The sequence below is a fragment of the Hymenobacter sp. IS2118 genome, assembly GCF_000715495.1.
In the GTDB taxonomy this organism is placed as follows: Bacteria; Bacteroidota; Bacteroidia; order Cytophagales; family Hymenobacteraceae; genus Hymenobacter.
Genome location: NZ_JNLX01000188.1, coordinates 1 through 11,422 on the forward strand (window position 1 = coordinate 1; position 11,422 = coordinate 11,422).

The window sequence follows — 11,422 nt, forward strand, 5'->3', positions numbered from 1 at the left end:
TGTATGGTCCCGGTGTATGGGGTAGTGGGTCGCGGGTTGGGTCGCGGTGAAAGATAGTAGGATTTTTTTGCCATTCGGCGCAAATAAACTCGTGCGGCGTCAGCCCCTTCAACCGCTTGAGCCGCTTGGCGTAGTTGTAAGCCACTAAAAAGGTCTGCAAATGACTGTCCAACTGTGCCGTCGTCTCGTAATGGAAGCGCTTAATCGTGGCCTCCTTTACCGTGCGATTCAGGCGCTCGACCTGGCCATTGGTCCAGGGGTGGGCGGGCTTGGTGAAGCGCTGCTCGATGCCCCACTCGTCGCAGAGCTGCCCGAAAGGATGGCGACCGACTTGGGTGTAGTGGGGCAGGTTGCGAAACTGAATACCGTTGTCCGTCAGTAGCTTATGCACCTTGTAGGGAATCTGTGGCAAGACGCGCCGCAAAAAGTCCGTGGCAATGGCTTGCGTGGCCTGCGGCTGCAACTCGGCGAAGGCCAGCTTGCTGGTGCGGTCAATCGCAACAAAGAGGTACTGCTTGCCCTCTTCCGTTTGCACTTCGGCAAAATCGACGTGCAGGTAGCCTAGTGGGTAGGCCTTGAACTTCGCTTTACCCACCCCTGCCGCCGGCTCGTCGACCGGGGGTAAACGACTGATATCTTGGCGTTTCAAGCACCGATGCAGGGCCGAACGGCTTAGGTGGGGAATCGTTTCCTGCAAAGCATAGAGGCAGTCATCAAGCGGTAGCAACGTATGCTGCCGGAAGAGTACAATAGCTGCCTCTTCAACCGGGGTGAGCACCGTGGAGGCTGGTTTGGGGCCGCGCACGGCCTCTTCCGTGCTGGTGCGCCGCCGCCATTTGCGCACCGTGCCGGCCGTGAGACCCAAACGCTTGGCTAGCGTTTGTACGCCTTCTGTACTTTGCTGGATAAGGCGCCGAGTTGCCGGCGTTGTGGTGGCGCAGCCATGTGGTACTTTTCCCATAGGTTTGTCCGAAAGATACGCCACAACGCTGCTTGCCCATCCCCTGGGACTATACATATAGCGCCATCGGGAAACCAAGCGACGGGAAACTATCCGAAGCCGAAGGGCTTGTTTATGAAGCATAGAAAACCGTATTTAACCACACATAACGAGTACCGTAATGAACGCTTCATTTTTAACAGCATTACTCATGGGCAGCCTGCTTCTTTTTGATTTTAGCGCTTCTTCCGACTGGTCCGGGTGGGAAGTAGAGAACGACGTGGTAATGGGCGGAAAATCCTCCAGCAAACTCACGCGCAACGAAGCGGGTAATGCAGTTTTCACAGGCGATGTTTCCTTGGAAAACAACGGCGGGTTTGCTTCCATCCAATACCATTTCGCCCCCCGCGCCATCAGCGGCTACGACAAGGCGTGCATCCGCCTGAAAGGAGACGGTAAGGAATACCAGTTCAGAATAAAAGCCAATCTGAGGGAAAAAGCTTCCTATATCTATACCTTCAAAACCAGCGGGGATTGGCAAACCATTGAGATTCCGCTGAACAAAATGGAGCCCAGCTTTCGCGGCAACAAGCTAGCTCAGCCCAACTTCGAAGCCGATAAGATTGAGGGAGTCCGGTTTTTAGTAGGTAACGGAAAGGCCGAGAATTTCAGACTGGAAATAGACCAGATAGAATTACAGTAAAGCGTGTTTCACCCCCAACCGGCTCGTATACAGTGCCGCCGCCGCTACTTTATGAGCTGGCCGCTGGCCGCCGTCTGAGTGCAGCGACGACTGCGTGCCACCCTTAAGTGCGAGTTTGCAACTCGCCCGCAAGGAGGCTACTGCCAAGGCGAGTTGCAAACTCGCTTTACTTGGAGTGAGTAGTTAGCAGTAGTTATTTACTAATATCACCGTTTTCGTGAACTGATTAAGCCATGGTATATGCCTCTTTGGAATCATACTTAGAAATAGAAGTGCCCAAGCACTGGGCGCAGCAACTGCTTCGGCGCATTGCGGTGGCTCAGGAAGCGAAACAAGCCATGTTTGAGGACGAAGGCAACGTGTACCAAGTGTTCATCTACTTCGAGCATAAACAGGTCGAAATCTGGGACACTATCATGCATTACGACAAAAGCCAAGTGCCTTGCCGCATGGCACTGGAGGACTTCGTTATCGCCCTCAATACCCGCTTGTAACGACGGATGGCGTTCTACACGGCAGCTGCCACCGCGGTCCGCCACCTATCTAGCAAATGGCTCCTTTCGGTGAACACTAGAGCCTGTTATGGACTGGTGGCGCGAAAAACGCCTTTTGCCAGCAAGAGTGTAGCAAAGGCCAAGAAGTGGAATTGCTGCATGGTCAGGGCCAGGCGTTCGTAGTCGCGGGCCAGGCGGCGGAAGCGGGCGGCCCAGCCGAAGCTGCGCTCGACGACCCATCGGCGGGGCAGCAGCACAAAGCCCGTCTGGCCTTCGGGCTTGGCAATGACCTGCAAGTCAATGTCGTGCACGGCCGCGGCATACGCGGCGTCTTCGCCTGTGTAGCCCTGGTCTGCATACGCCACCTGTACCTTTTGGCCCGTAACCTGCTGCACCCGCTCACAGAGCGCATCCACCTGCCCGCGGTCGGATTCGTTGGCCGGCGTGACGACGGCGGCCAGCAGGTGGCCCAGCGTGTCGACGGCCACGTGCACCTTGCTGCCTTTGCGCCGCTTGGCCCCGTCGTAGCCGGCACGGGACCCGCTTTCGGGGGGGCTCTGCACCGTGCGCGAGTCCAGAATCACCGCGGTGGGCTCGGCCTCGCGTCCGGCCAGCACCCGTGCCAGTTCGCGTAAATCGGCCATCATATGCTCAAAACATCGATTATCGCGCCAACGAGCCCACTGCTGGTAGACCGCCGGCCAGGGCGGCAGGTCTTGGGGGAGGTAGCGCCAGCCGCAGCCTGTTTTGACCAGGTAGCGCAGGGCGTTGAACACGTTGCGCAACGCATGCTCGCGTTGCGGCGCATCTTCCCGTACCAGAGCCAAATAGGGCGCTACAAACATCCATTCCGCATCCGATACGTCGCTGGGGTATCCGCTTTGCTGTGCCATACCCCAAATTACGCTATTAGACCATAACAGCCTCTAGCACTGGCCCAATACCAGATGGGGTGTAAGCTACCGCCGTGCCAGGCGAGTTTGCGAAACCCATCTACGAATCAAAGTTTGCGAACCCCCGCTGGGGATGAGTTTCGTAAACTCCCCCAGACCCCTTCGGCGGACGCTACTCTTGGTAAGCAACAGGCGGAACAGGCCGCTACCTGAGCAACTCCAGTACCACGGCGGTTTTGGCGGGCAGCGTCAGCGAGGCGAGGCTGTTCAGGCTTTCGCCCGTGAGCACGTTGCGGGCTTTGCTGAAGCCGGCCATGCGCTCCGAAAAGCGGGCGGTGGGCAGTGCTACGGGCTTGTCGGAGGGGTTGGTGGCTACCATCACGGTGCCGGTAGCATCGTAGCGGAAATACACGTACGTGCCGTTTTCGGGCAGGTACTGCATGAGTTTGCCCGAGTGCAGGGCCGGGTGGGTGCGGCGGTAGGTGGCCAGTTTTTTTACGAAGTCGAAGGCTTCGTTTTCGGGCGCGGTGCGGCCGGCGGCGGTGAACTTGTCTTCTTTGTCGCCGGGCCAGCCGCCGGGAAAATCCCGCCGTACCTCGGCATCGCTGGGGTTTTTGAAGTTCTTCATCAGGATTTCGGTGCCGTAGTACATGCTCGGGATGCCGCGGGTGGTGAGCAGCCACGTCAGGCCCATCTTGTACTTGTCGAAATCGTCCCCAACGACTGAAAAAAACCGGTCGTGGTCGTGGTTGTCGAGGAACGTAACGAACCGGCTGGGGTCCTGGTAGACAGCATCCTGAGCCAGGGCTTCGTACAGGCGCTGGGCGTTGCCGTCGTGCTTCAGACCGTCGACCATGGCGCCTTCCAGCACAAAATCCAGGGTGCCGGGCTGGTTCGATTTGAAGGCGAAATTGATGTTGTTGCGCACGTAGTACGCCTGGTCCACCACGTTATTTACCGACGACTCCCCGAAGATGTGAATGCGCGGGTACTCGGTGAGCAGCGCCTCGTTGCAGCGGTTCATAAACGGCTGGTCGTTATACATGTACGTATCGATGCGCCAGGCATCCACGCCAAAGTTCTCCACCGACCAGATGGCGTGCTGAATCAGGAAGTTTGCCACGTAAGGGTTGCGCTGGTTCAGGTCGGGCAGGAAGGGCACAAACCAGCCGTCGAGGGTGGTTTTGCGGTCGATGGTCGAGGCGTGCGGGTCGGTGATGGGCTGCTGCCGGTAGCTGGTATTGGTGTAGATGGGCCACTGGTTCAGCCAGCTTTTCATGGGCAAATCCTGGATAAACCAGTGGGTGTTGCCCACGTGATTGTACACCGCGTCCTGCACCACTTTGAGGCCGGCGGCGTGGGCCTGCCGCACGTAGGCCTTGTAGGCATCGTTGCCGCCCAGGCGGCGGTCCACGTTATAGTGGTCGGTGAAGCCGTAGCCGTGGTAGGAGGCGCGCATGGTGCCGCCTTCGTTGGTCAGCGGCTGGTTGTTCTCGATAACTGGCGTGAACCATACAGCCGTGATGCCCAGGTCTTTGAGGTAGTCGATGCGTTGGGCCGCCCCGGCCAGGTCGCCGCCGTGGCGGAAGAACGGGTTGGCGCGGTCGTGGTTGGGGTCGCGCAGGTCGGCGAACTTGTCGTTGGCCGGGTCGCCGTTGGCAAACCGGTCGGGCATGGCCAGGTAAATAAAGTCGGCCTGCGTTACGCCCTGGCCTTTGGGGGCGTTGTCGCGCGCCCTCAGCTCCCAGGCCTGGGTCAGGGTCTGGCTACCTTTTTTGCCCACAATCTGCACCCGGCCGGGCTTGGCGGTGGCCGCGATGGTCAGGTCCAGAAACGCGTAGTTGGGGTTCTCAACCGTATTGGCTTTCACCAGTTTCACGCCGGGATAATTGATACTGTAGGCCAGCGTGCCCGCGCCCGGCCCGTACACGAGTACCTGCACGTTGGGCCGCTTCATGCCCACCCACCAGTTGGTCGGGTTCATGCGCTGAATGGCCACCGTTTGGGCACCGGCGATGGCGGGCAGCAAGGCCAGCAGCAACAGCAGAAACAAGTACGTTCTTTTCATGGGAGTTGGGGCAGGACGGATGGTTACTGAAAGCCCAAAAATCGAAAAAGCGGGTCATGCTGAGCGCAGCCGAAGCATCTCTACCGCCTCGTTGAATCTATTGGATTAGTTGCGCGGTAGAGATGCTTCGACAAGCTCAGCATGACGACATTTTTCACTGCGGTTGGTTTTGCACGAGTGCTTAGCCTCGCTTGCGGCCCTGCTCGAGCAACTCCACGGTTTCGAGGAGGCGGCGGGTGCGGATTTCGGGCTTTTTGGCGCCATCCAGCCAGCGCACATAGTCACGCTGATGGATGTAGGAGAGCTTGGCAAAGTAGGCGGCCGCTTTAGCATTGTTGGCCAACTGGGCGGCCAGGTCGGCCGGGACCTCCATTTTGCGCTCCTCTGTGATGCGGGCCAGGGTCACGCGCACGGTGTCGCCAATGGTTTTGTCGATGGCGCGGCGGACTTGCTTGGGCGGGTGCAGGCCGTGGTGCCCGTCGCCGAGGGAAACCAGGCTGCCCTGGTGGGGGTAGCCGTCGAAGGTGGCTTGCACGGGCACGCGGCCCCGGGTGCCATACACCTCCGCCACACTAAAGGGAACCACGACAAAAACGCCCCCATCGCCGTCGCCAGCTTCTAAAACGGCTTCAAATTCGTGTTCAGGCTGCATAAGGTGGTTGGTTTGCGAAGGTTGCTGATATGGAAATTTTGATGCAAAGTAACGCCTCGCTTCGCGGTGCTTAAAACGCAGCTCAACTACTTGTACACTCGCGCTCAGGCGCCAACCTCACCCCCTAACCCCCTCTCCAAAAAAGAGGGGGAACTAGAATTAGTTCTAAAAATCTAATTTATAGGGACTAATACTAAAAACTAGTTCCCCCTCTTTTTTGGAGAGGGGGTTAGGGGGTGAGGTTGGCGTCTGAGCGCACTTGTACACACAAATAGAAGCAAGCACTGAAATTGCGGCCTGCGGCTAAATAGTTAGCGCCACTTCGCGCAGCACGCGCTGCACGGCTGCCTCATCGGCCGCCGCTACCACCCGCACCTCGCCAATGGCGTCGCCATACTGCGCGTTGAGGCGCTGCCGTAGGTCCGCGTCGGGCACCAGAATCACGCGGGCCCGGCGCAGGGTCATGCGTTCCATTTCGAGGAGCCAGCCGCGTTCGGCCGGTCCGGCAATGTCGGTGGCGAGGCTGGCCAGGTACAGCACCAACGGCTGGCCCGAGCTGTTGCGAATTTCGAGCGCCGCCAGCCAGGCGGGCCAGTTGGGCGCGTAGATAACCCCGAATTCAGCGCCCCCGCGCACCAGCTGCGCCGCTTGGCGGGCATACTGGATGATGCGAAAATTCAACCCGTTGAAAGCCGGCAGGAGCGGGGTGGGGGCGGAAGCAGGAGCGGCTACCTCTCCCAACGCGGTGGCCGGCGGCGCGGGGCTGGGGGCTGGATGAGCCGGCAGGTCCAGCGTAATATCGTCCTCGGGAGCCAGGAGGTCGGCCGCTTCACCGGTACCGGGCTCCTCCGACTCCTCACTGAAAGTAGCGGGGTGCAGTACCGCCGGCAGTTCGGGGTCTGGGTCGAAACTCAAATCGCCGGCCTGAGGAGTGGTTCTGGGCCGCAATGCGGTGTCGGACACCGGCGCGTTGGAGGCCGGTACCAATTCCGCATCAGGTAATGCGCCGGCCGCTTCGCTCGCCGGTAGAGTGTCGGCGGACAGCGGGGTGGGCAGCAGTGAGGCCGCCCCAGGGCCGGCCCCGAGGTAGGGAGCAGCGGGCGCCTCCCACCGCGTTGGCTTGCGGGCGCTCCGGCCGGTGGGCCATTGGTTGTGGGCGCGGGCCAGGGCCTGGGACTGGGCCGTTTCGGGCACTGCGGTAATTGCCGCCGGCAACGCCGCCGCGCTATTCGCGGTCAGGTCGCTCAAACCGATGATGCGCGACCCGAAAATTGGTTCGGTCGCGGGCGTTGTGGGGGCCTGGCCGGGCAGCTGCCGTAGGCCGGGAGCGTGCTCCGTGGTCGTTAAGATATTCAGTACGGCGGCCTCTCCCGGCGCATCATCGCCGGCCGCTGCTGGTTCAGGAGGGGTTTCGGTAGCGGTTTCGGTGGCGGGCAGGGTGGGGTAGAGGGCCAGTACGGGCTGTTGCGTGGCCAACTGGTACACCAGGGGCAGGGTAGGGGGCAGGGCCGAGCCGCCCAGCACGGCCACGCTGGGGTCGGCGTCGTCCCAGGCCAGCAGCAGTACGGAAAAGGTGGGCGCGGTCATAGAGAAAATTTGGAAGACAAAAGCGGAGTAGCGGACCTGCCTAATGGGGGCGGCGGGGCCGTTCAGCCCTCAATGCTACGCCAGCCGGCCCACATATTGGCTAAAAAGTTGGGAACAGGCGGCCGGGAAAAAGTAACTTGCGTACTTATCGCTTCCTCAACCGGCCCGGTGGGCACTTTTTGCCCCGCATTTACAGCCGGTTTTGCCCTTCGCTCAGCATAACTTTATGGATACCACGATTCAGGAAAATAACTACATGGTGAACGACCTGGCGGCCAAAAGCCACCAGGAACATTATCCCGGTGCGGTCATTCGGGCCGACCAGCTCGATGGCAACCGCTTTCTATTTAACTGCCAGAACGGTGTGCGCCTGGTGGTGTACGTGCTCAGCGACAAAATCCTGCGCTTCCGCTACCTCACCGACACGCCGCTCTCCCCCGATTTTTCCTACGCCGTGTCCGCCGACGGCCCACCCCGGCCCGAACCCGAATTCCTGGAGTTCAAGGAGAAATCCGACCACTACCGCATCACCACCGAGCGCCTTATCTGCACCATTCAGAAGGAAAATCTGAAGACGCGCGTACTCGACCGTTCCGGCTCCATCCTGAGCGACGACGAAAAGGGCTTTCATTGGGAGTACGACTACGATACCGGCAACGACATCGTGAAGATGAGCAAGCAGGTGCCCGCCGGCGTGCACTACTACGGCCTCGGCGACAAGCCCGACAACATGAACCTGCGCGGCAAGCGCTTCACCAACTGGGGCTCCGACACCTACGGCTATACCAAGGGCTCGGACCCGCTGTATAAGAACATCCCGTTCTACCACGTGCTGCACCAGAAAATTGCCCACGGCATTTTCTTCGACAACACCTTCAAGGCCAGCTTCGACTTTGCCGCCGAGCGCGCCGACGTTACCAGTTTCTGGGCCCAGGGCGGCGAGCTGAACTACTACTTCATCTACGGCCCGACGCTGATGGAGGTGACCGAGGAGTACACCCTGCTCACCTGCCCGCCCGAGCTGCCGCCACTCTGGACGCTGGGCTACCACCAGTGCAAGTGGAGCTACTTCCCGGAAAGCAACGTGCGCGAAATAACGTCGGGCCTGCGCGACCGCAAGATTCCCTGCGACGCCATTTACCTCGACATCGACTACATGGAAGGCTACCGCTGCTTCACCTGGAGCAGGGAGCACTTTCCCGAACCCAAGCGCATGGTGCAGGAGCTGGCCGAGGAAGGCTTCAAAACCATTGTCATCATCGACCCCGGCATTAAAATCGACCCGGAATATTCGGTGTATCAGGAAGGCATTGCCAACGACTACTTCTGCCGCCGTGCCGACGGCCCGCTGATGAAGGGCTCGGTGTGGCCCGGCCTCTGCAACTTCCCCGATTTCACGGCGCCGCCGGTGCGTGCCTGGTGGTCGGGGCTGTTTAAGGAGCTGATTCAGGACGTGGGCGTGCGCGGCGTTTGGAACGACATGAACGAGCCAGCCGTGTTCGAAAAAGGCACCTTCCCGCCCGACGTGCGCTTCCACTACGACGGCCACTCGGCCTCGCACCAGAAGGCCCACAACATCTACGGCATGCAGATGGCCCGCGCCACCAACGACGGCGTGAAGCAGTTCTGCTTCCCCAACCGGCCCTTCACCATCACGCGCAGCACCTACAGCGGCGGGCAGCGCTACTCCTCGGGCTGGACCGGCGACAATATTGCCAGCTGGGAGCACCTCTGGCTGGCCAACATTCAGTGCCAGCGCCTGAGTATCTCGGGTTTCAGCTTCATCGGCAGCGACATCGGTGGCTTTGTGGATACGCCCACGCCCGAGCTCTACGCCCGCTGGATTGCGCTCGGTGCGTTCCATCCGTTCTTCCGCACCCACTCCTCCGGCGACCACGGCGACCAGGAACCCTGGAGCTTCGGCGACGTCGTAACCGACCTGGCCCGGCACTTCATCGAGCTGCGCTACCGGCTGCTGCCCTACATGTACACCACGTTCTGGCAGTACGCCACGGCCGGCACGCCCATGTTGCGCCCGCTCACCTTCCTCGACCAGAACGACACCGAAACCTACCTGCGCATGGCCGAATTCGGCCTCGGCGACAACCTGCTCATCTGCCCCATCACCCAGCCCGGCGCCGAAGGCCGCTGGATGTACCTGCCCCGCGGCGACTGGTTCTACTACTGGACCGACGCGCCCACGGCCGGCGGCAGCGAGGTCTGGGCCGCCGCCGACCTCACCCGCATTCCGCTCTTCGTGCGGGCCGGCGCCGTGCTGCCCATGCAGCCCGTGCTGCAATACGTGGGCGAAAAGGCCATTGAGCAGCTCACCCTGCACGTGTACTACAAAAACGGCACCGCCGAAAGCGTCCTCTATGACGACGGCGGCGAAGGCTACGGCTACGAGCAGGGCCACAAAACCCTGCGCCGCTTCACCGTGGCAGGCACCGAAACCGACCTGGTTATCACCCAGGCCATCGAAGGCGACTACCCGCCCAGCTACGCCACCTACCGCGTGGTACTGCACGGCGTAGCCGGCGCCATAGAAGTAACCACCGACGGCCAGGCCGCCGAAGTTTCGGAAGCCACTTTGGAAACTGGGTTGGTGCTGCCCGCATTGGTGGTGCCGGTGGCGTTTGGCGAGGTGCGGGTGAATGTGGTGGGGGCGGAGGAGGTGGCGGAAGTCGCGCCAGCTGCTCCTGTGGCTTAGGGTTCTTACAAGATTCAAGAATAGAAAAGGCGCTTAATAAAGCGCCTTTTCTATTCTTGATATAGATAAAATAGCAGCGGTCTGACAAAGGATGGTAGCTTGGTTATGCTGGTCGATGCAAACTGAGGTGGTCTAGTTAAGCAGGAGAGAATTGGGTGATGTTGTTAAGGTGCTGTTGATGAAACTGGTACGGCTTCTGATAGCCAATGCTGGAGTGGCGACGCTCATGGTTGTAGTAGTCAAAATAGTCGGCGACGCTGGCCTGGGCATCGGCTAGGTCGGCGAAGACAGGCCAGTCACGGGCTTCGAGCTCCTCGGTTTTGAGGCGCGACCACAGGCTTTCCGCCTGGGCGTTGTCGTAGCACTCGCCGCGTCGGCTGTGGGAGAGCTGGGCCTGGGCGTCGCGCAGCACAGCCTTGTAAGCGTTGCCCACGTATTGCCCGCCCCGGTCGGAATGGACGATGAGGCCGGGGGTGGGCCGCTGGGCCAGCAGCGCCCGCTGTAAGGCGCTGGTGACCAGCGCTTCGGGCATGTCGGCGCGCACCTGCCAGCCCACCACGTGCTTGGTGCACACGTCCTGAAAGGCACACAGGTAAGCCCAGGTCCCGTTGGCTAGCGGCAGGTAGGTGATGTCGCTCACCCACACCCGGTTGGCCTGGGTGGGACGCGGCTGGTCAAGCAGCAAATTGGGGGCACAGCGCTGCCCGTGGGTCGAATCGGTGGTGCACGGAACGAAGGACTTGGGCTGCAAGGCCTTGCGCCCGTGGCGGCGCAGCCCCATGCGCAGGGCCTGGCGGCCTACCCGATGGCCCTTTTCCCGCAACTCAACCCGGAGCCGACGCGTGCCGTAGCGGCGTTTGTGGTAGTCAAAAACCGCCATCATTTCCGTTTCCCAGGCCGGTTCGGCCCTGCCCACGGCCCCGGCCGCCTGCCGGTGCCGCCAGGCGTAGTAGCGGCTGGGTACCACGTCCAGCACCTGGCAAAGTTGCTGGATCGGGTAAAAAGGCCGCTGCTGGTCAATGAATTGCAGCGTACTCACTGGGTCGGGGGATGCGAGAAGATGGCGATGGCTTTTTTTAAAATATCGAGCTCCTGCGCCAGCCGTTTGTTGGCGACGCGCAGCGCCCGCACTTCGGTGGCCTCGGCCGGGTCGGCGGGCAAGGGCTGCTGGGCCGCTTTCTGCCAGGCATAAATCCGCTTGGCGTCGATATTCAGGGCGCGGGCGGCGGCCAGCGTGGAGCGGCTTTCGCTGGCCAGCCGCAGGGCTTCGGCGCGGAAGGCCGCATCATAACGCGGCCGTTTCGTAGGAGGAGCTTTTTCCATGGGTTCGGGAAGTTAGCACCCAATTCTCTCCTGTTTGACCCGACCACCTCAA

The 11,422-nt window shown here is 60.8% G+C and carries 10 protein-coding genes; 3 read left to right on the forward strand and 7 right to left on the reverse strand.

Translation table 11 applies throughout. The annotated features are described in order from the left end of the window. On the reverse strand, positions 1-961 hold a 961-nt coding region (locus tag GM79_RS20845; protein WP_035567650.1), incomplete at its 3' end, for an IS481 family transposase. 160 nt (positions 962-1,121) lie between these two features. Here GM79_RS20845 and GM79_RS20850 point away from each other — a divergent pair. Then, positions 1,122-1,643: a CIA30 family protein gene (locus GM79_RS20850; protein ID WP_035567683.1), complete on the forward strand. Its 522-nt coding sequence runs from the start codon at positions 1,122-1,124 to the stop codon at positions 1,641-1,643. A gap of 248 nt (positions 1,644-1,891) precedes the next feature. Beyond that, positions 1,892-2,137: a hypothetical protein gene (locus tag GM79_RS20855; RefSeq protein WP_152560121.1), complete on the forward strand. Its 246-nt coding sequence runs from the start codon at positions 1,892-1,894 to the stop codon at positions 2,135-2,137. 86 nt (positions 2,138-2,223) lie between these two features. Here the strand turns inward: GM79_RS20855 and GM79_RS20860 are convergent, their stop codons facing one another. From GM79_RS20860 to GM79_RS20875, 4 genes are all read right to left on the reverse strand, one after another. Beyond that, positions 2,224-3,030, reverse strand: a complete 807-nt coding sequence (locus GM79_RS20860) for an IS5 family transposase (RefSeq protein ID WP_035567687.1) — start codon at positions 3,028-3,030, stop codon at positions 2,224-2,226. A gap of 205 nt (positions 3,031-3,235) precedes the next feature. Next, positions 3,236-5,098: a glycoside hydrolase family 13 protein gene (locus GM79_RS20865; RefSeq protein ID WP_035567689.1), complete on the reverse strand. Its 1,863-nt coding sequence runs from the start codon at positions 5,096-5,098 to the stop codon at positions 3,236-3,238. Positions 5,099-5,279: 181 nt separating this feature from the next. After that, positions 5,280-5,750, reverse strand: a complete 471-nt coding sequence (locus tag GM79_RS20870; RefSeq protein WP_035567691.1) for a YdeI/OmpD-associated family protein — start codon at positions 5,748-5,750, stop codon at positions 5,280-5,282. 303 nt (positions 5,751-6,053) lie between these two features. Continuing rightward, the gene (locus GM79_RS20875; protein ID WP_035567693.1) at positions 6,054-7,337 is read right to left on the reverse strand and encodes a glycosyltransferase; all 1,284 of its coding nucleotides are present in this window, start codon (positions 7,335-7,337) and stop codon (positions 6,054-6,056) included. A gap of 226 nt (positions 7,338-7,563) precedes the next feature. Between GM79_RS20875 and GM79_RS20880 the strand changes: the two genes are divergently transcribed. Then, the gene (locus GM79_RS20880) at positions 7,564-10,047 is read left to right on the forward strand and encodes a glycoside hydrolase family 31 protein (protein ID WP_200875636.1); all 2,484 of its coding nucleotides are present in this window, start codon (positions 7,564-7,566) and stop codon (positions 10,045-10,047) included. 136 nt (positions 10,048-10,183) lie between these two features. Here GM79_RS20880 and GM79_RS20885 read toward each other — a convergent pair whose 3' ends face one another. After that, entirely contained in the window at positions 10,184-11,086 is a 903-nt protein-coding gene (locus tag GM79_RS20885) for an IS3 family transposase (RefSeq protein ID WP_051718502.1), read from the reverse strand. After that, positions 11,083-11,370, reverse strand: a complete 288-nt coding sequence (locus GM79_RS20890; RefSeq protein WP_035559831.1) for a transposase — start codon at positions 11,368-11,370, stop codon at positions 11,083-11,085. Before GM79_RS20890 ends, GM79_RS20885 begins: the two co-directional genes overlap by 4 nt. Between the last annotated feature and the right edge of the window lie 52 nt (positions 11,371-11,422).